At 59.4% G+C, this 25,090-nt stretch carries 19 protein-coding genes and 5 pseudogenes; 14 read left to right on the top strand and 10 right to left on the bottom strand.

Features of this window, described 5'->3' with window-relative positions; genetic code table 11:
* Positions 1-135: 135 nt before the first annotated feature.
* Positions 136-1,275 carry a glutathione-independent formaldehyde dehydrogenase gene (locus tag LW136_RS04335; RefSeq protein ID WP_033999988.1) on the top strand — a complete coding sequence of 380 codons (1,140 nt, stop codon included), beginning with the start codon at positions 136-138 and terminating at the stop codon, positions 1,273-1,275.
* A 152-nt stretch (positions 1,276-1,427) separates the two neighbouring features.
* Positions 1,428-1,958 (top strand): transposase, encoded by a 531-nt coding sequence (locus LW136_RS04330; RefSeq protein ID WP_230697835.1) that lies wholly within the window; start codon positions 1,428-1,430, stop codon positions 1,956-1,958.
* A gap of 100 nt (positions 1,959-2,058) precedes the next feature.
* Here LW136_RS04330 and LW136_RS04325 read toward each other — a convergent pair whose 3' ends face one another.
* Positions 2,059-2,364 carry an EthD domain-containing protein gene (locus tag LW136_RS04325; protein WP_033999990.1) on the bottom strand — a complete coding sequence of 102 codons (306 nt, stop codon included), beginning with the start codon at positions 2,362-2,364 and terminating at the stop codon, positions 2,059-2,061.
* A gap of 648 nt (positions 2,365-3,012) precedes the next feature.
* Here LW136_RS04325 and LW136_RS04320 point away from each other — a divergent pair.
* The 5 genes and pseudogenes from LW136_RS04320 to mobH all read left to right on the top strand — a co-directional run.
* Positions 3,013-4,136, top strand: a pseudogene (locus LW136_RS04320) (alkene reductase).
* Between the two features lie 66 nt (positions 4,137-4,202).
* Positions 4,203-5,186: an LLM class oxidoreductase gene (locus LW136_RS04315; protein ID WP_003291626.1), complete on the top strand. Its 984-nt coding sequence runs from the start codon at positions 4,203-4,205 to the stop codon at positions 5,184-5,186.
* 138 nt (positions 5,187-5,324) lie between these two features.
* On the top strand, positions 5,325-5,630 hold the full coding sequence (locus tag LW136_RS04310; protein WP_012464920.1) for an ArsR/SmtB family transcription factor: 306 nt from the start codon (positions 5,325-5,327) through the stop codon (positions 5,628-5,630).
* A gap of 266 nt (positions 5,631-5,896) precedes the next feature.
* Positions 5,897-6,233, top strand: a pseudogene (locus tag LW136_RS04305) (IS66 family transposase); the annotation flags it as partial.
* A pseudogene (mobH, locus tag LW136_RS04300) lies at positions 6,231-7,679 on the top strand (MobH family relaxase); the annotation flags it as partial. The pseudogenes LW136_RS04305 and mobH, both read left to right, overlap by 3 nt.
* A 79-nt stretch (positions 7,680-7,758) precedes the next feature.
* On the opposite strand, the gene LW136_RS04295 reads toward mobH, so the two are convergent.
* The 3 genes from LW136_RS04295 to LW136_RS04285 form a co-directional block, all read right to left on the bottom strand.
* Positions 7,759-10,410 (bottom strand): excinuclease ABC subunit UvrA, encoded by a 2,652-nt coding sequence (locus LW136_RS04295; RefSeq protein WP_042927606.1) that lies wholly within the window; start codon positions 10,408-10,410, stop codon positions 7,759-7,761.
* A 25-nt stretch (positions 10,411-10,435) separates the two neighbouring features.
* Positions 10,436-12,214 (bottom strand): Na+/H+ antiporter NhaA, encoded by a 1,779-nt coding sequence (gene nhaA, locus LW136_RS04290; protein ID WP_231107964.1) that lies wholly within the window; start codon positions 12,212-12,214, stop codon positions 10,436-10,438.
* Between the two features lie 458 nt (positions 12,215-12,672).
* The gene (locus LW136_RS04285; protein ID WP_042927614.1) at positions 12,673-13,662 is read right to left on the bottom strand and encodes a zinc-dependent alcohol dehydrogenase family protein; all 990 of its coding nucleotides are present in this window, start codon (positions 13,660-13,662) and stop codon (positions 12,673-12,675) included.
* 140 nt (positions 13,663-13,802) lie between these two features.
* Here LW136_RS04285 and LW136_RS04280 point away from each other — a divergent pair, with 140 nt between their 5' ends.
* Positions 13,803-14,699 carry a LysR family transcriptional regulator gene (locus tag LW136_RS04280; protein ID WP_013970892.1) on the top strand — a complete coding sequence of 299 codons (897 nt, stop codon included), beginning with the start codon at positions 13,803-13,805 and terminating at the stop codon, positions 14,697-14,699.
* Between the two features lie 176 nt (positions 14,700-14,875).
* Positions 14,876-15,073: a hypothetical protein gene (locus LW136_RS04275; RefSeq protein WP_023082110.1), complete on the top strand. Its 198-nt coding sequence runs from the start codon at positions 14,876-14,878 to the stop codon at positions 15,071-15,073.
* 617 nt (positions 15,074-15,690) lie between these two features.
* Here the strand turns inward: LW136_RS04275 and LW136_RS04270 are convergent.
* The gene (locus LW136_RS04270) at positions 15,691-15,993 is read right to left on the bottom strand and encodes a putative quinol monooxygenase (protein WP_007182542.1); all 303 of its coding nucleotides are present in this window, start codon (positions 15,991-15,993) and stop codon (positions 15,691-15,693) included.
* A 63-nt stretch (positions 15,994-16,056) separates the two neighbouring features.
* On the opposite strand from LW136_RS04270, the pseudogene LW136_RS22850 reads away from it, so the two are divergent.
* The 3 genes and pseudogenes from LW136_RS22850 to LW136_RS04260 form a co-directional block, all read left to right on the top strand.
* Positions 16,057-16,590, top strand: a pseudogene (locus tag LW136_RS22850) (type 1 glutamine amidotransferase family protein); the annotation flags it as partial.
* Entirely contained in the window at positions 16,576-17,070 is a 495-nt protein-coding gene (locus LW136_RS22845; RefSeq protein ID WP_419586379.1) for a helix-turn-helix domain-containing protein, read from the top strand. The pseudogene LW136_RS22850 and the gene LW136_RS22845, both read left to right, overlap by 15 nt.
* Positions 17,071-17,274: 204 nt before the next feature.
* Positions 17,275-17,469: pseudogene (locus tag LW136_RS04260) on the top strand (transposase); the annotation flags it as partial.
* 103 nt (positions 17,470-17,572) lie between these two features.
* On the opposite strand, the gene LW136_RS04255 reads toward LW136_RS04260, so the two are convergent.
* From LW136_RS04255 to LW136_RS04235, 5 genes are all read right to left on the bottom strand, one after another.
* Complete coding sequence (locus tag LW136_RS04255) at positions 17,573-18,907, bottom strand: DUF3422 family protein (RefSeq protein ID WP_042927609.1); 1,335 nt, start codon at positions 18,905-18,907, stop codon at positions 17,573-17,575.
* Between the two features lie 185 nt (positions 18,908-19,092).
* The gene (locus LW136_RS04250) at positions 19,093-19,491 is read right to left on the bottom strand and encodes a VOC family protein (protein ID WP_003291554.1); all 399 of its coding nucleotides are present in this window, start codon (positions 19,489-19,491) and stop codon (positions 19,093-19,095) included.
* A gap of 43 nt (positions 19,492-19,534) precedes the next feature.
* A complete protein-coding gene (locus LW136_RS04245; protein WP_003291553.1) occupies positions 19,535-20,644 on the bottom strand; it encodes an S-(hydroxymethyl)glutathione dehydrogenase/class III alcohol dehydrogenase in 1,110 nt (369 codons plus the stop codon).
* A 59-nt stretch (positions 20,645-20,703) separates the two neighbouring features.
* The gene (locus LW136_RS04240) at positions 20,704-20,928 is read right to left on the bottom strand and encodes a metal-sensing transcriptional repressor (RefSeq protein ID WP_013970887.1); all 225 of its coding nucleotides are present in this window, start codon (positions 20,926-20,928) and stop codon (positions 20,704-20,706) included.
* Positions 20,929-20,988: 60 nt separating this feature from the next.
* Entirely contained in the window at positions 20,989-21,732 is a 744-nt protein-coding gene (locus tag LW136_RS04235) for an SDR family oxidoreductase (RefSeq protein WP_031310677.1), read from the bottom strand.
* 146 nt (positions 21,733-21,878) lie between these two features.
* Here LW136_RS04235 and LW136_RS04230 point away from each other — a divergent pair, with 146 nt between their 5' ends.
* Positions 21,879-22,793, top strand: a complete 915-nt coding sequence (locus tag LW136_RS04230; RefSeq protein WP_045429943.1) for a LysR family transcriptional regulator — start codon at positions 21,879-21,881, stop codon at positions 22,791-22,793.
* A gap of 111 nt (positions 22,794-22,904) precedes the next feature.
* The gene (locus tag LW136_RS04225; protein ID WP_031310882.1) at positions 22,905-24,275 is read left to right on the top strand and encodes an IS1182-like element ISCfr1 family transposase; all 1,371 of its coding nucleotides are present in this window, start codon (positions 22,905-22,907) and stop codon (positions 24,273-24,275) included.
* The last annotated feature ends 815 nt before the right edge of the window (positions 24,276-25,090 follow it).

Raw genomic sequence — 25,090 nt, 5'->3', positions numbered from 1 at the left:
GACCGCCACGCGCGGGCGACGGCATCACCACTCGTCTGGTCATAGCTCGATTTGTGGAACATACGTTCGTAGATCTAAACAGATATCTCGTAAGCAGACGAAACCACCTCATCGTCGCTTGAACGGGAGAGTCTAATGAAAGCCATCGTTTACAACGGGCCACGCGACGTCAGCGTGCAAAATGTCCCAGACGCCAAGATCGAAAAACCTACCGACGCCGTAGTGCGCATCACCACTACCAATATCTGCGGCTCTGACCTGCACATGTACGAGGGCCGCACCTCGATGGAGACGGGACGTGTTTTCGGTCACGAGAACCTCGGGGAAGTCATCGAAGTCGGCGCCGGCGTAGATCGCATCAAGGTAGGTGATCGCGTCTGTTTGCCATTTAATATCGGCTGCGGTTTCTGCGAAAACTGTGAAAAAGGTTTGACCGGTTTCTGCCTCACGGCCAACCCCGGCAGTGCTGGTGCTGCTTACGGGTTTGCCGATATGGGCTCATACCAGGGTGGTCAAGCAGAACTGCTGCGTGTGCCATATGCGGACTTCAATTGCCTGGTGCTGCCAGAGGATGCGCAAGAGAAAGAAAACGACTACGTCATGCTGTCAGACATATTCCCCACCGGATGGCATGCCACTGAACTGGCTGGCCTGATGCCGGGTGAAAGCATCGCCATTTACGGTGCAGGGCCAGTGGGCCTGATGGCAGCTCATGCCGCGATGATCAAAGGCGCCTCGCAAGTGTTCGTGGTCGACAACCATCCGGATCGATTGAAATTGGCCGCGCAGATGGGGGCCACGCCAATCAACTCCCTGGAGAAAGAGGCGGTTGATCAGATCCTCAACCTGACTCACGGCAAAGGCACTGATCGAGGTTGTGAGTGTGTGGGGTACCAGTGCTGTGACAATCACGGCCATGAGGCCAATCACCTGACGATGAACAACCTGGTAGCTTCCACCAAGGCCACGGGTGGCATCGGCGTCGTCGGGGTGTTTGTTCCTCAGGATCCGGGCGCGAAAAATGAACTGGCGAAGGAAGGCAAAATGGCCTTCGATTTCGGCGCGTTCTGGTTCAAGGGCCAGCAGATACGCACCGGGCAAGCCAACGTCAAAGCCTATAACCGCAGGCTTGCGGAGCTGATCCATCACGACCGCGCCAAGCCTTCGCAGATCATCTCTCACAGCCTGAAATTGGCGGAAGGGCCCGATGCGTACAAGCATTTCGATGCGCGAGATGAGGGTTGGACAAAGGTCATTCTGAAGCCGGCAGCCTGATCGAACGGCTGTATGGATCTGACGCCCTGACGATATCGCCGGGCGTCAGCCCAAAGACCCGCCTACTCGCGCTTACAGTATGGCCGCTATGTATTTACCGACCACATACCACCTGTCGTCCGCTCGAAATGCGAGCGCGGTTGTTGCGCAAGATGATCAAGGGAAAAATGGTAAGCGTACTGACTTCGATGGTCGACCCGCTGCGCTTTCCGGGTGGGGAGATCGTCGACCTTTACAGTCAACGCTGGGAAATCGAGCTGGGCTATCGGGCGATCAAGCAGAGACTGCTGGGCGGCGAATATACCCTGAGAAGCAAGACGCCAGAGATGATCGCTCAAGAGCTATGGGGTGTGCTGCTGGGCTACAACCTTTTGCGCTACCAGATGGTACTGATGTCCAGGCAGTGTCCCGGTGTGTACCCCTGCGAAATGAGTTTCACTGCCTGCAGTTGGGCCATCTTGGGGTTGCTGCATGGCACGTCACTGAACCATCCCGGCAACTTGCCAGGATTTCTGAGAGATTTGCAGGCATCAGCCGCTCGATATGTTTTACCCCATCGGCGACCTGATCGATGGTTCCCACGCGCAGTCGTTGGACACGCTGTCAAATCGACACATAGACGGCACCTCGTGCGAATTGAGACTCGCACGGGTCCCCATGTTCATTGGGGAATCTGCCAGTGATTTACGTTAAATCAATAACCAGGGGTTCACTCGTAGATGAAAGCCCCTCCAGAATGAATGGAGGGGTGGCCTGATCGGAGATAACCGCTTCGAGCAGCTTTCAAACAAGTGTTTCAGTGACGAAGGGCTTGAGCTGGCCAATGAACGTTTTACCATGTTCGAACCAGGCTTTGCGCACTGCCGACTCGATATATCGTTGGTAGTCCTCCGGGCTTTGGAACCAGCATTCGCCAATCGCGTGAACCGGCCCTACATCCAGGTATGGCACATGGGTATCGGCAGGGTTTTCAGCCACCAACCTAACCTCATATTTAAACAGGCCAGGGATACCCTCACTCATCTGATAGTGACGCAAACATTCCTGGCGGAACATAGGCTTTACCAACAAGTAGACAATTCGGATCATCGCGAACATTCCTTATACATGCGTCTGAGGAGAAGAAGGTTGAAGTGCGGGCGTAGCGTCAACTTCGCTGTCATCCAGATCGTCAAGGTGAATACCTTTGTTGTCGGGCAATAGCATCAACGCAATCACGGCAATGGCATACCTGATGCAGCCAGCCTCCATGATGAAAAGCTCAAGGGAGCTGACTGCATAGGCAACCCTAGCGCGAAGCACGGCGCGCTCCCAGCTGATCCAGAAGTGAGCTGCAAGGGCGTGGAACCATGCGTACGTGCCGGAAGCGATATTAATATATTGACATATATGAATATCGAGAATAGCCTACCCATAACCGCGCTAGAAACCTCAGGAGGTACTCCCATGAAAGATTCCAGCGATACCCGTCCGAATCACCTTCCCGACAGCAGCTACGGCCTGTTTATTGACAACCAATGAGTTTCGGACGAATACGGTGAAGCCCTCGACATTATCAACCCCGCCAACGGAAAAATTCTCACCAACATCCCAACGCCACAGCTGCCGACGTCGCCCGCGCGGTGCAGGGCGCACAGCGCGCCTTCGTGACCTGCACCGCTCGGACTCTTCAGACCTCGTTGATCCATGTTTTTTCGACCTACGACATCGAATATTTCAGATATGCAGGTAAGCAAAATGACACAATCAGAACTTTTCAAAACGACTCAGCTGGGCCCATACACCCTCAAGAACCGTATCGTTCTGCCGCCACTGACGCGTTCGCGCAGCTCCCAACCCGGCAATATTGCGAACGACCTAATGGCCACATATTACCGTCAGCGCAGCGGTGCTGGCTTCATGGTGACCGAGGGCACACAGATCGAACCCCGAGGACAGGGTTATGCCTGGACACCTGGCATTCATAGCCCGGAACAGATACAAGGCTGGCGTAAGGTCACCGACGCTGTTCACGCCGAAGGGGGGTGATCTTTGCTCAACTTTGGCATGTGGGCCGCGTGTCGCACACATCGCTGCAACCCGGTGGTGAAGCGCCCGTCGCGCCATCAGCCATCCGCGCGGACAACGTCAAGGTGTTCATCGAAACTGGCCCCGGCACGGGTACACTGGCCGACCCTTCGACCCCACGAGCCCTGTCCACCAAGGAGGTAAAGGAACTGGTTGAGCTCTACGCCCAAGCAGCCCGAAATGCTTTGGACGCAGGTTTTGACGGGGTGGAGCTTCACTGCGCGAACGGGTACCTGGTAAACCAGTTCATTTCGGCCCATACCAACCAGCGTGATGATGAATATGGCGGTTCGCTGCAGAACCGTCTTCGCTTCCTGCGCGAAATCACCCTCGCTGTTGCTGGTGTGGTCGGCAAGGAGCGCGTTGGCGTTCGCTTCGCCCCGCTGTTCGCGACCACAGACGAAGACCGCGTCTACCTTGGTCTGGTCGAAGAAGATCCTCATCAAACCTACATCGAGGCAGTGAAGATCCTCGAGGAAGTGGGCATTGCCTACCTGTCGCTCGCCGAAGCCGATTGGGAAAACGCACCCGAGCTGCCTGAGACGTTCCGGGAAGCTGTTCGTAAGACATTCAGCGGCAAGATTATCTATGCCGGCAAGTACACCGCTGAACGAGGAAATCGCGTGATAAAAGCTGGCTGGGGCGATCTGATCGCTTTTGGCCGCCCCTTCATTGCGAACCCCGACCTGCCCGCTCGTATCGCCAACAACTGGCCGCTTAACCCAGTTGATCCAAGCACCATGTACGGCGGTACCGATAAGGGCTACACCGACTACCCGACTTACAAATCCTAAACGCTCAATGCCACGCCCCATAACTCAGGGGCGTGGCTCAGCGATTGTTGACCGAGGAAGTTAAGCATGTACCAACCGAGCACGATCCCCTACCAAGAGCATAGGGGATTCAAACGAACCTTCAGGCAGGGTCATCTAAGCCTTGGGCTGTTCTTTCCCCTGGAGGCTTTCGAAGGTGATACACCGAGCATGCTAGATCAGGTCGCGCTGGCCAAACGTGCAGAGGCACTTGGTTTTTCGGCGCTCTGGTTTCGCGACGTCCCACTCAGGGACCCAAGCTTCGGCGATGTCGGCCAGGTTTTCGACCCTTGGGTGTATCTGGGCTACATGGCAGCCCATACAACAAAAATCGCACTAGGCACCGCCTCCATCGCCCTTACTCTGCGTAATCCCTTGCACACGGCAAAGGCCGCAGCGAGCATTGATCAGTTGAGCGGAGGTCGCTTGCTCCTGGGAGTAGCCTCTGGCGATCGTCCCGTGGAGTTTCCCGCATTCAGCATTGATCCAGAACAGCGTGGCGAGACCTTTCAAGAAAACCTCAATGTGATACGCCAAGCCCATCGAACACACTTCGAGCCCATTCGCTGGAGTCACGGCGAGTTACTGGGGGCCGATCTCGTTCCCAAACCTACGACTCGGGAAATACCGCTATTCGTAACCGGACACAGCCGCCAGCCGCTCGATTGGATCGCGCGTGAAAGCCATGGATGGATCAACTATCCACGTCCGCCAAAAATGCAGCGACTCATCGTGGAAGATTGGCGACAGGAAACGGCTAAACAATGTGGCACTATCTACAAGCCGTTCTTGCAATCGCTGTATATCGACCTGGACGAACACCCATCCACGCCACCCTCGCCTATCCATCTAGGATTCCGACTGGGACGTAACCACCTGCGGGCCTTGCTGGATACACTTCAGGAAATCGGTGTAGATCACGTCATCCTGAACCTCAAGTATGGTAAACGCCCCGCAGCAGAGGTTATCGAGGAACTTGGCAAACATATCGTCCCGCAATTCGGCGCACAGGTGCCCGATAGTCCTACCTGACAGGGCAATAGGATTCCAGTCCAAACCAGCCCGTCATTGCGACGGGCAGGCGCGCAGAGATCATGGCGAAGCCTTCCAATTTGATGCGCGAATCAGGAAGATATCTAGATATCGAAAAAAACAGGTCTCAAAAAATTCATGACTATTGACGTCAACGAAGCCCTGAAAGCATTGGCGAACCCGACGCGCCTTGCCATCCTCAATTGGCTCAAGGATCCCAGGACAGTCTTTCCCGAGCAGGAAGTCGACCCAGAAACGGTAGGCGTGTGCGTCAGTATCATCCAAGAGCGCACGGGCCTCTCGCAGTCAACGACATCGCTTTATCTCGCAGCTCTACAGCGCGCGCAATTGGTGACATCGCAGCGGATCGGCCCCTGGACCTACTACAAACGCCACGATGAGAATATCGATGCCTTCTTCAAGGCGCTGCAAGAAAGAATCTAGGGCTGCACACCCTTGTATTTCTGACTGATTTCAGTCTTTGCCGATGTCAAAAACAGCAATCTGACCAAATAACGATCAGATCATCCGAAGCTTCGAGTGATCGAATAGCATTACCAGTGATGCGGTGCGCGGAAAAAACGCTCCTATAGCAAAACTGCCACTTGACAACGCTGAAACCAGGGCTGTACACGCAAAAGACAGCACACTCCAGAGAGGGACGCGAAGCCCTTCAAGTGCTCTTCTACGGCCAACCTTCTTTAGGGGGCAGCCGCCACGGCGTCGACATCCCACGCCAGCCCCTGGCGCGTTGGGTGATCCAAAGTGGCGAGCAACTGCAACCGTTGCTCAACCTGATGCGCGACAAGCTGCTGGACTACCCCGTGTTGCACTGCGACGAAACGCGCTTGCAGGTGCTGCATGAACCGGGACGCGACCCCTCGGCACAATCCTGGATGTGGGTGCAAAGCGGTGGGCCGCCGGACAAGCCGGTGATCCTTTTCGACTACACAGCCAGCCGCGCGCAGGAGGTGCCGCTACGCCTGCTCGATGGCTACCGCGGCTACCTGATGACCGACGACTACGCCGGTTACAACGCCGTGGCTGCACGACATCGGCAAGGTGGCCGTCGATCTGCTGGTCGAGCTGGCAGACGGCTCGCTGTGGCATCCCTGGCACGGCCCGCTGCACCAGTCGTACCGCTTCCGCTACCGCGAAGACCGCGAGTACCGGTTGCACAGCGCCGCAACAGGGCTGCTCTACCGCCAATTGCTCGATGGTCCGCTCCTAGACTGGCTCAGCGGCTATCCGTCTCTGTGGGCACCATTGCTCTACGTCTTGGCCGGGCAGTACGAGCACGCCGGCGTGCTGGGTGAACTGGTCGTGCAGGCTGATCGCGCTTCTGTGGCACAGGAACTGGGCGGCGATCCCGCGCGCGCCATGGCCGCGCCCAGGCACGCGCTGCAACGCAAGCTGCTGGACGGGCTGCGCTTCCTGCTCAAGGAACAGTTGAAGCTGAATCAGCCGGAAGCCTCCGATGGCTGGCTCACTGAGGATGGGCTGTGGCTGGTGAGCAAGACTGTCTCGGACAAGCTGCGCGCGCACCTGCTGTCTCAGGGGATCGACGGCATTCCTGCGAACAACACCGCCGTCTTCAACGTGCTGCAGGACCACGGCATGCTCCAGCCTACCTCAGACGGCAAGGCGGTCTGGCGCGCGACCGTGACCAGTGCGACCGGCTGGTCCTACTCGTTCACCCTGTTGCGCCTCGCGCCCGCGCTGATCTGGGAATCCGGCGAGCGGCCAGCGCTTTTCGCAGGCACGGTGGCGATCGACACGACGCCAGCGGAAATCAACGGCAGTGCACCAGGCACACCGCCCGCGGTCGTGGGGCAGCCAGCACCCGAAGGTCAGGAGACTCCCCCTTGGGAATGCCCTCGCAGCGATACCGCCTTGCCGACTGCGGCCCCGCCCGTGCCCGACGTCATGGAGGACATGCTGCCGATGGTTGGATTGGATGGCACGGCCGACATGGGGAAGAGTGAAGAGCCAGTGGAGAAAGTCCCTGCCCAGCCTGACGTTCCTGCCCCAACCACAGCCGCAGCGTCTCCCTTGCCACTTACCCCTGCGCCTGGACCTGCATCAACTCCAATAGTCGCGATACCATCCGGGGAGCATTTCATGACGTGGCTGCAACAGGGAGTCGCCGCGCGGCGACTCATCATCAACGACGCCAAGGCGCTCGTGCATACGGTGAGCGACACCGCCTACCTGGTCAGTCCCGGCGTGTTCCATCGCTATGCGCAGGAACATCCCCAGGTGGATGCGCTAGCCAGGCAGGACAAGCAACAGGATTGGCAGTGGGTGCAAAAGCGCTTTGAGAAACTGCAGCTACACCGCAAGCACTCAAATGGCCTGAACATTTGGACCTGTGAAGTCACGGGCCCGAGGAAGTCCCGCCGACTGCATGGCTACCTCCTCGAAAATGGGTCCTTGGTATTCGCCGAAATACCGCCCAACAATCCCTATCTTGCTTTGACTCAGGAAGGATGACGCGACTCGGGCAGCGACCGTCACCACCGTGTGGCGACGATCAATGCCCCGCGAAGCTGGCAACATTTGGCGAACTAAGCTACTCGACCCGCGCCAACTCCCGTGCAAGGAACGGAGCGGTTCGGCTGCCAGACTTTCGGGCCACCTGCTGAGGGGAACCCGCCACCACGATGCTGCCGCCGGCAGCGCCCGCGCCTGGCCCTACGTCGATCACCCAGTCGGCTTGGGCCACCGCACGCATGTCGTGCTCGATCATCACTACGGTATTGCTGGCATCGACCAGGCGCTGCAACTGCACCAGCAGCCGGTCGGCATCCGACGCGTGCAGCCCGGTGGTCGGCTCGTCGAGCACGTACAGGCTTCGGCCGCGCTGGCTGCGCTGAAGCTCGGTCGCCAGCTTGATGCGCTGCGCCTCGCCACCGGAAAGCTCAGTGGCCGGTTGCCCCAGGCGCAGATAGCCCAGTCCGATGTCGCGCAGCAGTTGCAGGGGCCTTGCCACCGCGTCTTCACCCGCGAAGAATTCGCTGGCATCGTCCACGGTCATCTGCAGCACCTCGGCGATGTTGCGCCCGTTCCACTGCACCTTCAGCGTGGCCTCGTTGTAGCGCGCGCCATGGCAGGTCGGGCACGGCGCGTACACGCTGGGCATGAACAGCAGTTCCACGCTAACGAAACCCTCGCCCTCGCAAGTCTCGCAGCGCCCCTTGGCGACGTTGAACGAGAACCGTCCGGCATCATAGCGGCGGCGTCGAGCATCGGGCGTGGCGGCGAACAGCTTGCGCACATGGTCGAACAGACCCGTGTAGGTAGCCAGGTTCGAGCGCGGCGTGCGCCCGATCGGCTTCTGGTCCACCTGCACCAGGCGCTGTATGGCGTCCACATCGCCCGCCAGATGACCGCCAGTCGCTTCGATCACCGCCGGCCCTTCGCTGGTGGCGCTTTCGGCCGCATCGTCTTCCGGCTCGTGGCCCAGGTGCAGCAGCACCAACTCCGGCAGGGCCTGCGCGACGAGGCTGGACTTGCCGGAGCCGGAGATACCGGTGACGGCCGTCAGCACGCCCAGCGGAATGCGTGCATCCACGCCATGCAGGTTGTGGCGGTGGATGCCCTGCAGTTCCAGCCAGCCGGTCGCTTCGCGTGCCCGGCTTCCCGGCGCGGGGATCTCCTCGAACAGATAGCGGGCGGTGCGCGATTCGGCAATCTTGCGCAGGCCATCCGGCTCGCCGCTGTAGAGCACGCGGCCGCCACGCTCCCCAGCATCCGGCCCGACATCCACGAGCCATTGCGCGCGGCGCATCAGGTCCAAGTCGTGCTCCACCACGAACACCGAGTTGCCGGCGTCGCGCAGCCGGTCGAGTGCGTCGTACAGGGCCTGGCTATCGGAGGGGTGCAGGCCCGCGGAGGGCTCGTCGAGCACGTACACGACACCGAACAGCAGGGAACTCAATTGCGTGGCCAGCCGCAGGCGCTGCAACTCGCCGGCCGAAAGCGTCGGCGTGGCCCGGTCCAGCGTCAGGTAGCCCAGGCCTAGCTCGCGCAGTTGGCGCAGGCGCGCCATCACGCCTCCAGCCAGGCGCTGCGCGGCGAGGCGCTTTTCTTCCGATAGCGCCGAGGTGCGGCGCACGTCGGGCGATACCGCATGGACGGCGCGACCGGAGGCCGCGCGTTCGGCACGGTCGCGTCGGGTCGCTTCCTTGTCCGTAGCCGCCCCCGCTGCATGGGCGCGGAAATCGCCCTGGGCGATGGGTTCGAGCAAGGCCGCCAACTGGTCCAGCGGCATCTGCATGAACGCGCCGATGTCCACGCCGGCGAAGGTGACCGACAGCGCCTCGGGCTTGAGCCGCTTGCCGTGGCAGGTGGGGCACGGTTTGCCCTCCATGAACCGGGACACGCGCTTTCTCATCAGCGCGCTCTGGGTGTTGGCAAAGGTGTGCATCACATACCGCCGGGCGCCGGTGAAGGTGCCCATGTAGCTCGGCTCCATCTTGCGCTTGAGCGCGGCGCGGGTTTCGGCGGGCGTGAAGCCGGCGTACACCGGCACCGTCGGTGTTTCCTCGGTGAACAGAATCCAGTCGCGATCCTTCTTTGGCAGGTCCTTCCACGGTCGGTCAACGTCGTAGCCCATGCTGACCAGGATGTCGCGCAGGTTCTGGCCTTGCCAGGCGGGGGGCCAGGAGGCGATCGCCCGCTCGCGGATGCTCAGGGAGGGATCGGGCACCATGATGGCCTCAGTCACCTCGTACACATGGCCCAGGCCGTGGCAGGTCGGGCACGCTCCCTGCGGCGTGTTGGGCGAAAAATCCTCGGCGTACAGCATGGGCTGGTTGGCTGGGTAGGCGCCGGCGCGCGAATACATCATCCGCACCAGGCTGGACAAGGTGGTCACACTGCCCACAGAGGAACGCGCGTTGCTGGAGCCCCGCTGCTGTTGCAGCGCCACCGCCGGCGGCAGGCCGTCGATCGCATCGACGTCCGGCACGCCCGCCTGGTCGATCAGTCGCCGCGCATAGGGGGCCACCGACTCGAAGTAGCGCCGCTGGGCCTCGGCATAGATGGTGCCAAAGGCCAGCGAGGACTTACCGGAGCCGGAGACACCCGAGAACACCACCAGCGCGTTACGCGGGATGGAGACGTCCACCTCCTTGAGGTTGTTCTCGCGCGCGCCACGCACCTGCACGAGGCCGCTGGCCGCAGCGGTACAAGAGGATTCACCGAAAGAATTGTTTGGCATGTTCTTATCCTGTAGTTCGTCCCGCTCAGGACGGGACTTCCTGAGTCCGGGGGCCGCGGCGACTGGCTTCGAGCGCTGCGGTGACAGTGCGGGCGTCGTAGCTACCGCGCAGGCGGCGACCCTCGACGAAGAACGTCGGCGTGACATGCGCACCGCTGGCGACCGCACTGGCGAGGTCGCGCTCGACACGCTCGATCACCGCAGAGCTGTCGAGATCCGCGATGAACCGATCGACGTCGAGCCCAAGCTCTACGGCGTAGCCGATCAGATCCTCGCGCTCCAGCGCGTGCTGACGGGTAAACACGAAGTCCAGCCACGGCCAGAACATCCCCTGATTCGATGCCGCCTCGGACGCACGCGCGGCGATCGGCCCATGCGGGTGGTGCGGCAAATGGCGCACCACATACCGCAGGTCGTCCCCGAAGTGGGCGCGCAGATCCTCCCAAGAACCGGTAGCGTGCGCACAGTACGCGCACTCGAAGTCCACGTACTCCACCAGCGTGAGCTGCGCGTCCTCTGGCCCGCGGATGTGATCGACCTCGGGATCGACCGGCGGCTCAAGCACCATCGGCAGATCGGCGGTCTCCTCACCCCACCTGCGTGCGGCAACCTTGAAGATGAGCCACCCGAGCAACGTGGCGAGCATCATCGACACGAGCACGCCGACCGTCGCCTGGCGGCCCAGGTCGGAGGTCGTGCCGAACGCGAGTCCGATGATGAGCAGCGACACGGTGAACCCGATCCCGGACAGTGCCGCACCACCGAACACGCTCCCCATTCCGACACCCGCCGGCAGGCGCCCCAAGCCGAGGCGGACCGCGGCGAGAGTGATGAGCCCGATGCCCAGGAGCTTGCCGAGCACGAGCCCCGCGATGACGCCCCAGGTCACGGGCGAGCCGAAGGCCTCCGCGAGCAGCCCACCACGCAGGTCCACCCCGGCGTTCGCCAAGGCGAACACCGGCACGATCAGCAGCGCTGTCGGCAGCCGCAGGAACTCGTGCAGCCGCTCATTCACCGAGATACCCTGGGACAGCCCGCAGTCCACTGCGCGAGCCGATGCGGCACTCGGAGACTGCCAGAAGTCACGGAACAACTGTCTTGCCGCGACGACCTTGTGACGTTGCGTTGCGTAGGCGGGGATCAGGAGCCCCGCGGCCATCCCGGCGAGGGAGGCATGAATGCCGGAGTACACGGTCGCGAGCCACAGCACGATCACGATCAGCACATACGGCGTTGCCCGCCACTGGCGGGTGCGCCCCAGCAACCACAACCCGACGAGACTGGCGAGGGCGATCAGCAACGGGACGACGCGGATCTCCTCGCTATAGACGATGCCGATGATGGACACGGCGAGGAAGTCATCGACCACGGTCAGGGTGAGCAAGAACACGCGCAACTGACCGGATAGCCGCGGGCCGACGATCGCCAGGGTGCCCAGCATGAACGCCGTATCGGTACCGACCACCGCCCCCCACCCGCGCAGGCCCTCACTTCCTGCCAGCCCCACGATCAGGACATACAGCAGCGCGGGCAGCACGACACCCGCGACCCCCGCGATCAGAGCGAGACGGGCACGGCTGCGGTCCCTGAGCGACCCGTGGGCGAATTCCTGACGCACCTCCAGGCCGATCAGGAAGAAGAAGACGACCATCAGGCCGTCGTTGACCCAGTGATGCAGATCCATGTGCAGGCCCAATGGCCCAAAGTTGAACCCGACGTCCAGGTGCCACAACTCGAAATAGGCATCGGATAGCGGCGAGTTCGCCCACGCCAGCGCCACAACCGTGACGATCACCAGCAGCACCGCAGCCCCAGACTCAGTGCGTAGATAGCGGGCAACGCGTCTCCGTCTGATATGCGCCGAGGACTCACCGAAAGAAGAGGCTGGCATGTGCTTATCCTGTAGTTTGTGAGATCACGATGGGCAGGTTTCGGATGGACCGATCAGGCGTCCGCCTCTGGCGGCGTCTCATCATCGAGCGAGCGCAGCCAAGCGAGTCTTTCTCCCAGCCTGCGCTCAACACCTCTGTCCGTTGGCTGATACCAACCCGGCCGCGCCACGCCCTCGGGAAAATAGGTTTGCCCAGCGGCATAAAAGGCTAGAAATGGTGTCCACTTAAATCAGGTGGACACCATCGCCTTTGGCGTCGGGGCCAAGAAGGTGTGTTGGCCGGACGGATACACAGAATCGGCCAAAAGCGGTCATCAGGGCTGGCTTGAATCGGGGCCGAAGGATTACGCTCTCAGCCCCATAATTGCTGGTCAGACAGTTACCACGATCTTGCCGATCTGCTGATTGGCTTCAAGGAAACGATGGGCATCCTGGATGTCGCTAAGTGTGAATGTCTTTGCGATGATCGGGCGCAACGCACCGGACTCCAACCCTTGCAGAATAAAAGCCTTTGCTCTCTCTAGGGCTTCAGGGTCGGCCACAATCTCTGCGTAGAGATAGCCCTTCAAAGTCAGGCTTTTGCCCAGCACGGTAAACAGTGGGAATGGTGTCGGTTCAGAGCTAAGTGCGCCGTACTCCAGCAAAATTCCGCCCCGCGCCATGCTCTGCGTGAGAGGTTCCAAGGACGGCCCGCCTACAGGATCGAATACAACGCGAGCGCCTTGACCGGCAGTTATCGTCATAACACGCTCGACGATATCCTCTTCATCGCTGACGATGACATGCGCAGCGCCTGCATCAAGTAGGGCTTGCTTCTTCGCGTGAGTTCGAGTGATCGCAATCGATGTGGCGCCGACCATACGAGCCATTTGGAAGGCGGCCAAGCCAACACTGCTTGACGCGGCGGTAACGATGACAAAATCGCCCTGACGTAGCTTCGCCTGTTCAATCAATCCCCCCCAGGCGGTGACGTACTGCATCCAAGACGCCGCAGCCTCTTCAAAGGACAAGTTCTCAGGGCTCTTTACCACCAGGTGGGCCGGTACATTGGCCAACTCGCCGTAGGTGCCCCAGCGAGCAATATCCAGAGGTGGGATCAGAGCGACCGAGTCACCAATCGTGATCTCGGTTACGTCGCTCCCAACTGCCGTTACGATGCCTGCGGCCTCGTAGCCTAAGCGGCTGGGGAACTCCGCTTCTTGTAGGTATGCGTGATTGCGGAACATCACTTCGGCTCGGTTCAAGCCAAAAGCTTTAACACTAATTTGCACCTCGTTTGCTGCTGGTGCCGATACTTCCAGATCTTCCAGCTTCAGAACGCTGGCGTCACCGTATTCATGAATTCTGACAATGCGTGCCATCATAAATACCTCGTTTATCAATGGGCCTCGACGTACATCCGGAAGGTATCCGGGCACTCGAAAGGTGACAAAAATTTAGTCATTGGTTGGCGCTAGATAAATGCCTACGATGGCGTATTACTAGAAACAGAGTGTTTATAATGGATCGCCTGACCCAGATGGCCACGTTCGTCAAAACAGTTGAGCTGGGTTCATTCAGCGCCGCTGCGGACGACCTGAATCTGTCCCCTCAATTGGTAGGGAAACAGGTGAAAATGCTCGAACAACATCTGGGTGTTTCCCTGCTGCACCGGACTACGCGCAGGCAAAGCCTCACCGACTTCGGCAGGGCGTTCTACCCGCGAGCAAAACTGATCCTTGCAGACATGCAGTCTGCCGAGAGCCTGGCTGCCCTCACTCGGGGCACACCAAGCGGCCGCCTTCGCATCAACGCGCCGGTCACGTTCGGAATCCGCACGCTTTCGCCACGCCTGCTGGAATACATGGTTCGGTATCCTCAGGTGTCTGTTGACCTAACGTTATCGAACGAACTGGTCGATATCGTTGATGATGGTTACGACGTGGTATTTCGCATCGGCGAGCTGGCGAGCAGTGGGTTGAAGGCATTGCCACTGGAGCCCTATCAGATGGTTTTATGCGCTGCGCCGTCCTATCTTGCACGTCGCCCTCCCATCATCAATCCGTGGGATCTACAGCAGCAGGAATGTCTGGGGTTTACCTATTCTGATGGCCGCTCACACTGGAGCTTCGACAGCCCGGAGGGGCGTATAGATGTTCCTATTACAAGCAAATTAACGATCAATCAAGGTGATCCACTGCTGGCAGCGGCTGTAGCTGGTCTAGGCGTGGTTCTACAGCCGATAGAGTTGGTTAGCGATGCACTGCGCGATGGGACACTGGTGCGTCTGTTGCCGCAGTACCCGGTGCCGAATACCGCAATGCACATCCTCTATGCCCCTGACCGAAGAATGACTCCAAAGCTGCGCAGCTTCTTGGAGTTTGCGCGTGAGGCTTTTGGGCAGCGAGGCCCTCTCTAACGCACGAAAATCAATGTCTGCGCTATCCGGTATTCGTAAAGGACGACGATTACCGTGGCTCACCGGATATGACCAAGCACCCCTTGCTGAGGAAGTACCTGCTGTAGCACTTCGCGGCGGAAGTCGAAGAACTGAAAGATGCCATGTTCGTTGGCTTGGGGCCGTAGGTCCAGAGCGTGCTGGACCGCCTGATCCAGGAGCGGGTTCTGAATCCCGACCGGGTGATTGCCGGCATGCTGCACCCCTCCGGAAACTGCACCTACCGGATCAACTACCTCATCGGCGACAGAAGCGCGCTGGTCCCGCACGCCACCAGCCCTGTGCCTTACGACCAGGTCCGGCGAGCATTTCGGGAGCGGTTCGTCACCGCCTGATCGAACGTCGGATGAGTGGATGCTGACGCGGGTTCAATTCCCAAACGGGAATAGAACTGGCGCCCTGTCTGATGCGCTCGGTTGGTGACCCGACCAGGGCAGAACTGGTAGGATTGCGGGCATCAAGGCCCGGATTCCGCACCTTTCCGCAGGAGTTTGCAGCGGTCGCAAGGCGCTGAGTTACATAGGTTTGGCGCAGGGTTCCACCCCACCGAGCCCCTGCAGGAGTTCGAATCGTTACGCCCCCCCAGAAACCCTCACTAGCCCGAACGGCCCGGTGCTAGGTCGTTGATTTTCAACAAATCGCTCGATCGATCCGCGCTTGCGGACTGCGGACTTCCAATGGGCCGGAAATCTGGCTCGCCCAGACGGCTCTCGGTACCGACACGTTGCAAACAGTCGGTACTTCTCGATAACTACCCGACGAATCGGAACATCACAGCCAGCCCTGATGTTGCCCCTGCTTGCTGACGCAGCTTGGAAGTTCTGGCTGCAATATTGCCCCCCGTCGCTGTGGAAGGTAGCTCCCTGGGCAAGTGCAATCGAGGGGGGGATCGCTGCGTAGAGCTTGTGCCCCCCATCCTGCAGCGTGACCTGATTGGGTCAAGGCCGGGTTGTCATGCAGGCAGTTTGGCTGCAAGCAGTTCGACCTTCTCGATATTGGGCGGAGAACTGAGCAAGGTCGCGGCGTTGGCCATCAAGGCCGCGGCGATCTGGCCGTTCAGATGTGCTTGGCGACCTGCCTCATCGGCAAAGGCATCGAACACACCGAACGTCGAAGGGCCAAACTTCAATGCGAACCAGGCAGTGGTGCCGGACTCGGCGTTGGCGAGCGGCAGTGCGCTGGCCAGGAAGTCGGCAAGCGCAGCCTCCTGGCCGGGTTTGGCTTCGAGGCGAACAAACAGGGCGAGCTTGGTCATACTGTAATCCTTTGGGTAACTGGGTTAGATGAATGGATCGACGAGCCTGCAGTCTAAGTCTTCATGACAGCCATCTCTATAGACAATAATGACAACATTGATATCATTGTTGCCATGAAAATCCACATCCTTGTTTGTGATGGCGTGTTTGATCTGGGGCTTGCGGCGCTCACCGACACAGTGGGCTTGGCCAATGCGATGTCGGGCTCGCTGCCACAGGCTCCCGCGCACATAGAGCTCACGCTGGTGGGCGTGCGGCGTCGCATCCGAACTGCGCAAGGCTTGACGGTCCCCGTGGTCACTGCGCGTGGTGTGCCGGAACCAGACGTCGTGCTCGTGCCCGCGTTTGGTGAAAAGATGCCTGACACGCTCTCGGCTCGGCTCACACGCCCCGACGTGCCCGATGCGGTCGCCGTGCTACAGCAGTGGTCCACCGCTGGCGCGCACCTTGGTGCCGCCTGCTCCGGTAGTTTCTTGCTTGCAGAGAGTGGCCTGCTTGATGGGCATCGTGCGACGACGTCATGGTGGCTGGGGCCGATGTTTCGGCAGCGCTATCCGAACGTCACGCTGGACGAGTCACGCATGATCGTGAACTCGACACGCTTCACTACCGCGGGTGCCGCTTTGGCCCACGTCGACCTGGCCTTGCGCATCATCCGGGGGCGCAGTCCGGCGCTGGCGGCCCTAGTAGCACGCTATCTGCTGGTCGAGGCACGCAGTTCGCAAGCCGAGTTCGTGATTCCCGACCACCTTGCGCATGCCGACCCGATGGTGGAGCGCTTCGAATGCTGGGCCAGACGTCGGCTCGCGAAGGGGTTCTCGCTGGCCGAAGCGGCCTGCGCCGCGGGCACAAGCGAGCGCACCTTGGCGCGGCGGCTGCAAAGCGTTTTGGGCAAGACGCCGCTGTCGTATTTCCAGGACCTGCGCGTGGAGCATGCCGTCCATCTCTTGCGCACCGGAAACGCGAGCGTCGACCAGGTCGCCGCACAGGTCGGGTACTCGGATGGGGTGACCCTGCGGGCCCTGTTGCGCCGCAAGCTGGGCCGGGGTGTCAGGGAGTTGCGACGCGGTGGATGACCAGAGGCGTTTGGTGTATGTACGGCTGGAGACCACCGGGAAACTGACGCAGGCCAAACGGCGCATTTGGACCTGATAAAACTACTGCGCCACGTTATTTGAACTGGTTTGCTAGGGTCTGTTGCCATTTCGCGCTAACCCATTGATCTATAAGAGCAAGCCCGTATCGTTGAAGCTCTGACCCAACATCGATACGAGCTTGCAATGCCCCGATTACTGCTCAGCGATGAGCATTGGTCGAAGCTGCGGGAAATTCTGCTGCACAAGGCCATCTACAACAAGCGTGATCTACGAATGACCGTGGAGGGCATGCTGTACCGCATGCGCACGGGATGTCCCTGGAGAGACCTGCCCAAGGCGTTTGGCTACTGGAATAAGGTCTACAAACGCTTCAATGCAGGCCGCAGCGGTACAAGAGGATTCACCGAAAGAATTGCTTGGCATGTTGTTCTCCTCTGTTCAAACGGACGGCGCAGCTATCGCGCGCCAGGACGGCAGCTCGTCAGGAAGATTTCTCTTCCGCCGCCGTGTCGCTGTGGGCGTGTCTTATCCTGCGGACGATCCACCAGATCGTCAGCATCACCGCAGGTACCAGAACCGCCATCACCGGCGCCACGCTGTCGTGAACGATCGGAATGCCCTTGAGCAGGTAGCCGAGAAGACTCACGACGTAATAAGAAATTGCCGCGACCGACAGGCCTTCGACGGTTTGCTGAAGGCGCAATTGCAACTTGGCCCGGTTGTTCATCGAAGCCAGCAGATCGCGGTTCTGGCGTTCAAGTTCGACGTCGATCCACGAACGCAGCAACGCGATGGCTCGGGTCAGTTTGTCGGAGAGCTTGGCCTGGCGCTCCTTTACGGATTGGCACTCCCGCATGGCTGGAGCGATGCGACGCTGCAGGAAATCCGCCCAGGTGCTGTATCCGGATACGGCCACTTCTGAAAGCGCAGCCAGCCTTTCCTCGACGATCTCGTAGTAGGCACGGCTGGCGCCGAAGCGATAGAGATTTGCCGCGACGCCAGCTTCCAGTTCGGCGGCCAGACCTGTCAATTCGGAAAGCAGCACGTCGCTATCGCGGCGTTCTACCAAATTCGTACACATCTCGTCAGTGATCGCAGCAAGGCGCGACTCCATGTGTCGCAGCTCCGACGTCATCGATCGCGTCAACGGCAGAGACAGCAACGCCAAGGTACGGTACGTCTCGATCTCCAATAGAAGTTGAGCCAGCGCACCTGCCCGCGCCGGGGTCAAATCACGAGCAAGGATGAGGATCTGCGTCAGGCCATCCTCATCCTGTCGGAAGTCGGTCAAGATGGCGGCAGAGCCGTTCTCTACCAACGAGTAGCACAGGCTGGCAGGATCGAAGCGATCAGCCTCCTTCTCCGTTTCTGGTATCCACGGAAGAAGTCTCAAGCGGATGCCGGATATGACCGGGCCCGGAGGAACAAATCCATGTTTGAAGGGATTTTCTCCGCAAGGCTCTCCCGTCTTGGAATCCAGCGAAGCGCACCAGAGATACGTAGAGAACTCGGTGTGCTTTTCACAGTGAAGGTCTCCCTCATCCCATGTCATGCCGTGTAGCGGCGTAGCGTGGTCGGGCTCGGCAACGCCGAAGCGATGAGACAACTCGCTCATCGCCATCTGATCCCTGGTCTGGTCACCTTCGGTCATGAAAGCGAGCTGCAATATACCGCGGGGGGCCTCAAGCAACAGATGCGGGCGCGCATGCACTTCACCCACGGCTGCAGCACGATCGGCATAAGCCGGCATGCCGTACACGGTGGCGGTTGGGGTGGGTTGTACGGTCGTCGTATTGATATTGGCCGGCTCTTTCATAACGACCTCATTTCTCATTGGTTGAAAAGCACGCTTCAAAACAAATGCCCGCAGCCATGCGTTTCACACATGGCTGCGGGCCGATCTTCATGAGCATGCACCGCGTTACGCAGTCCGTCTAACAGGCTCGCCGTATAATAGAGGCTTGTGCTGACCCTGTCAGAACGCTCTCAGCTTCCTTGCTTTCAGACGAAGGTGTACGAGCAGACCTTGTTGCCCGCCGGATCACGCAGGTAGGCAGCATAGGCACCCGGCAGGTGACCACGTGCGCCAGGTTGGCCCTCGTCAGTGCCGCCTGCGGCAAGGCCGGCGGCGTGGAAGGCATCCACTTCAGCGGGAGTGGCGGCCGCAAAGCCGATCGTCACGCCGTTGCTGGAAGGCGCTTCACCATTGCCCGGGCGGGCGATGATGAAAGCCGGCTTTTCGCGACCGAAAAGTACCCATCCGTTGTTGAAAGGACCGAGGTTCTTGATGCCAAGAGCACCCAGAGCGGCGGCGTAGAACGCGACCGACTTCTGAAGGTCGGCAGCGCCGATAAAGATGTGCGAAAAGATGCCATCGCCAGAAATGACAGGAGTGGACATGATTAATTTCCTTGGTGGTTGGCGTTGAATGGGTAGTGGGCGATCAGTAGTGGATCACCGTGCGAATCGACTTGCCTTCATGCATCAGGTCGAAGGCCTTGTTGATGTCGTCGAGGCCCATGGTGTGGGTGACGAACGGGGCGAGATCGATCTCGCCTTTCATTGCGTCCTCCACCATGCCGGGAAGTTGAGTGCGGCCCTTGACCCCGCCGAAAGCCGAGCCCTTCCAGGTGCGACCGGTGATCAACTGGAACGGGCGCGTCGAAATTTCCTTGCCTGCACCAGCCACGCCGATGACGATCGACTGGCCCCAGCCACGATGTGCTGCTTCCAGTGCCGAGCGCATCACGTTGACGTTGCCGATGCACTCGAAGGTGTGATCGACACCCCAACCGGTCATCTCGATGAGAACCTCGTGAATCGGCTTGTCGAAGTCCTTCGGGTTGAGGCATTCGGTCGCGCCGAAGGTACGAGCCAGCTCGAACTTCGCTGGATTGGTGTCGATGGCGATGATGCGACCCGCCTTGGCCTGGCGTGCCCCCTGAATCGCAGCGAGCCCGATGCCGCCGAGGCCGAAGATGGCCACAGAGTCACCCGGCTGAACCTTGGCCGTGTTGTGAACAGCGCCGATGCCGGTGGTCACACCGCAACCCAGCAGGCAGACATGCTCGGGATTGGCGTCCGGGTTGATCTTGGCCAGCGAGACTTCGGCCACCACCGTGTATTCGCTGAAGGTCGAGCAGCCCATGTAGTGGTAGATCGGCTGGCCGTTGTAGCTGAAGCGGGTGGTGCCATCGGGCATCACGCCCTTGCCCTGGGTGGCGCGCACCGCCACGCACAGGTTGGTCTTGCCGCTCTTGCAGAACAGGCACTCACCGCACTCGGCGGTGTACAGCGGGATCACGTGGTCACCCGGCTTGACCGAGGTCACGCCCTCGCCGACCTCGACCACGATGCCGGCGCCCTCATGGCCCAGCACCGCCGGGAACACGCCTTCCGGGTCCTCGCCCGACAGGGTGAAGGCGTCGGTATGGCAAACGCCGGTATTCGTGATCCTGACAAGCACCTCGCCCTTGCGCGGCGGCTCGACGTCGATCTCGACGATTTCCAGTGGCTTTCCAGGCCCGAAGGCAACTGCTGCACGTGATTTCATGATGGCGCTTCCTTTACTAGCTAACTAAATTTTCCCTCACCGAGGGCACCCTGGTGCCTCTACCGCAGGTAGGAGCGGACGATGGAGATGGTCTCGTCAATGGACTTGTTCTGCGAATCGCTCCTGATTTCGCTACTGGGAAACTCTTCCCGTAGATAGCTCTCCATAACCGTTGCCATCAATCCGTTGTCAGCCCCACGAACAGCTGCAAGCTGCTGAAGAATTGCAGGGCATTCAGCACCTGCATCGAGCGCTTGCTTCTTTTCTTCCGGGCCATGTGGCACTCACCGCTTTTCACTCCAGATAAGCGGGGCCTGACGCCGAAGAGACAGGCCCTCAACTCATTAGAATTCCTGCACGGTTGGGCGCAGAACGATCTCGTTAATATCCACGTCAGCAGGCTGCTCAATTGCGAAGGCGATAGCTCGAGCGACCGATTCGGCGGGAATTGCATGCTTGTAGAAGTCCACCACGAAATCGCGGCTCTGTTGGTGGGTGCTGCCGAATTTCAGTTCGGAGTCCACGGCGCCCGGTTCGATAGTCGTGGTGCGGATGCTGCCACCGACTTCGTGACGCAGTCCTTCGGAGATAGCCCGCACAGCAAACTTGGTGCCGCTGTACACGGTGCCACCTGGGCTAAACACCTTCAGGCCTGCAACCGATGCGATGTTGATGAAGTGACCACTGTTTTGTTTCTGGAAGACTGGCAATGCAGCCGCGACTCCGTACAGCAGACCCTTGATGTTGATATCGATCATGCGATCCCACTCGTCAGTGCGAGCATCGCTGAGCGGTGCAATCGCCATCAGTCCGGCATTGTTGACCAGTACATCAATGCGACCGTAGGTGTCCACGGCACCTTGAATGAGCGTTTTGACCTCTTCCTGAGAGGTAACATCGGTCTGATACGCGATTGCCTGACCACCTGCATTGGTCAGCTCAGCCACCAATGCGTCGAGTTTATCTTTGCGACGTGCAGCCAGCACTACGCGAGCGCCAAGCGCAGCAAGGTGGCGTGCAGTAACCTCACCCAGGCCGCTACTGGCACCGGTGATAACGACAACTTTTCCAGAAATGTTATTGCTCATGCTGAGAACCTCATCGGCGGGTTTGTACTTCGCCATGGCTGGTTAACCTGGCAGTGCGCAAACTTTAGACCCATGATTGATCTCAATAAATGGAAATGATTGGATTATACTATTCCTGAAAATGGAATAAATGGGGGGGGGGCAACATGCTTAACCGCATGGAGATGGTTAGGATTTTTTGCACAGCAGCAGAGGCAGGTAGCTTCCGCGAAGCGGCAACTCGATTAGGCATCTCCCCACAAGGGGTGACTCGAGCCATTCAAGCCCTGGAAACTGAGCTTGGCGAATCACTGTTCCACCGCAATACCCGCCAGGTGAGCATCACTGCTTTCGGTCAGGATTACGCCAAAGATGCCATGTCAGCTCTGGATCATTTCGATACGCTATTCCGGTCGCACAGGACGGAGCCTGAGCTGTCAGGTAAGGTGGGGATTACGGCTCCACATGCTATTGGCAGGCGCTTCCTAATACCGTTTCTTCAGCCCCTGGCCGCTGCACATCCTGACCTGCAATTCGATCTCCGCTTGGAAGATCAGATGACTGATGCCGTTGAAGCGCATATCGATATTGGTATCCGGGTGGGGGTTATTCGCGACCGGCGCTACGTTGCACGTGCCTTAGCTCCCGTGCCGTTTTACGTTGTCGCGTGCCCGTCTCTCATAGGCCAAAAGACACCACCTAAATCTTTGGATGCCTTAGCTAAGCTGCCACTTTCAGTCCTGATCGACCGGAAAAATGGCCGCCCTTGGCCTTGGCTATTTGCCGACGGGCAAACGTTCGCGCCCAGGCAGCCAGCGCTTATCTGTGATGATCCAGATACGGAATTGGAAGCCACCCTGGCAGGCATGTGTTTTGGCCAAATTCCTGCCTATCTGGCTGAGCCTCATCTGCGGTCAGGAAAGCTGGTTGCCGTTTTGGCTGATCACGCTCCAGCACCATGGGATCTGTTCATATACCGCCCGCAGCAGGGTCCTGTATCGAAGCGGGTGCGATTGGTGTACGACCACCTTAAGCAGGCTTTCTCAAACCCCAAGCTATTTCCCCAGGGCCTGGGGACATAGCTTGAATACCTGCCAGCAATCGTCCGCTTTTGGCCGATTCTGTTGAAAAAGTAGCGACCTCCCCATGCCGTTGGCAAAATTGCTTTGTCAGCGGGCGTGGAGGCGAACAGCATGATGGGACAGTTACCGGGAGGACAGCAGCGCCTGTTCTACTCGTTCAATCTGGAAGATCACGTCCCGGCCCAACATCTCCTGCGAAGCATCGACCAGTGCCTGGATCTCAGTGATCTGCGTGCCTACCTGGCGGATTTCTATAGCCCCATCGGGCGCCCCTCGATTGACCCGGAGTTGATGGTGCGCATGCTGGTCGTCGGCTACTGCTATGGCATTCGTTCCGAGCGGCGATTGTGCGAAGAGGTGCACCTGAACCTGGCCTATCGCTGGTTCTGCCGGCTGGGTCTGGAAGACGAAGTACCCAATCACTCGACCTTCTCGAAGAATCGCCATGGGCGTTTTCGTGACAGCGATCTATTCCGCTGGTTATTCAATGAGGTGCTGCGGCGCTGCATGGCAGCCGGCCTAGTCAAGGGTGAAGGTTTCGCCGTCGACGCCAGCATCATTAAGGCGGATGCCAGCCGGCAACGTGGGGTGGCGGGAGATCAGGTCGATTGGAACGACCCAAAGCTCAGCAGCCGAGCAGTGCGTGAGTACCTCGAAGCCCTTGATGAAGAGGCGCTGGCTGAGGCTCTTCCCAAGAAAATTTCGCTCACAGACCCTCAGTCCCGTTGGACAGCAGCGCCAGGTGGCCCGGCCTTTTTTGCCTACTCCACGAATTACCTGATCGACACTGAGCACGGTGTGATCATGGACGTGGAAGCTACCCCGGCGCACCGTACCGCCGAAGTCGACTCGACCAGGACGATGGTCGAGCGTGTCGAAGCGCATTTCGATCTCACGCCGGAACGCCTTATCGGCGATACCGCTTATGGCACCGCCCCGATGCTGGCCTGGATGGTAGAAGAAAAGGACATCGAGCCGCATGTGCCGGTGTGGGACAAGACCGAGCGCAAGGACGACAGCCTCTCCAGTAACGACTTCCACTGGAATCAGGAAGCCAATGAATATCGCTGCCCAGCCGGCAAACCGCTACGCAGTGAATGGCGTGCCTTCACTCAGCAAAGATCGCGGGTAACCAAGGCCAACACCATCATTTACCGCTCCAGCCAAACCGACTGCGCCACCTGCTCGTTGAAAGCGAAATGCTGCCCCAACACGCCGAATCGGAAGATCGTCCGCAGCATCCATGAGTCTTCCCGCGACGTGGCTCGACGCATCGCCAAGACACCGGAATACCTCGTCTCTCGCTGCGAACGAAAGAAGGTGGAAATGCTTTTCGCCCACCTCAAACGGATCATGAAACTCGACCGTTTACGACTGCGTGGCCTAACGGGTGCCACTGACGAATTCACCTTAGCTGCGATGGTGCAGAACCTGCGCCGCATGGCCAAGCTTTTGCCTCAAGGGCCACCGCTGACGGGATAGGTACGCCTGCTACGAGCAGAAACCCTCAAATTAACCCTTAAACCGGAGCAAGGACGCTCAGTGAAACGCCGGAAGGCAACTTGAAGTGGCTTGCAGCCATTTCGACAGCAGGTACATCCGACCGCCTTGCTGCCGCTAAACCTACTTTTTCAACAGAATCGGCCGATTGCTGCCTTCCACAGCATGGTCACCGGTCAGCAATCAACAAACCAGTTGTAAAAATGGTATCCCGCGCTAACTGACACAGCACATGTGCCCAGCGTCAATAGAGGCCACTGTCCCTCGACACCAAGCCACCACTGCACTTTAAATAGAAGAGCTCCCACCAACGCGCAGGCCAGAACACCAAGACCCAGGCCAACCAAAGCGAACAGCCGAGCCCCTAGCCCTGGATTTCCGCCGTGCCAGTTCTCACTCAGGCAAAAGGGGCAATGATTGGACGAAGGCGAATAACCCCAGAAACCACGGCTATATGACGCCCTCGGAACCATCGCTTTGCCACAGTTGTGACAGGTAACCATCGAGTGTCTCATACCGCACCTCAGCTCAAATCGTCCTAGATGAGCCCATGGTGCGCTACCGCGGAAAAACCCCAACTACCGGACCTGACATCTAGCCAACACCTGCTGCTAAGCTGGGCATCGAACCCTCCCGCCCAGGTAACCGGGGTTATGCTGTAGGCGACTGATTCTACTGAATCCTCCTCGGTGGTCGACCGGCATCGCCCTGTCGCGAAACGAGAGTTCAGGACGCCAGTTCAACTCCTTCTAAAGGCCGCTCATCGGAAATACGTGCACGGGGCACTTATGGGGGCA

Origin of the sequence: Stutzerimonas kunmingensis, assembly GCF_021432085.1 — a bacterium.
GTDB lineage: Bacteria > Pseudomonadota > Gammaproteobacteria > Pseudomonadales > Pseudomonadaceae > Stutzerimonas.
Note: the sequence above shows the minus strand (reverse complement) of the source record. Positions and strands in the feature narration are given on the sequence as shown.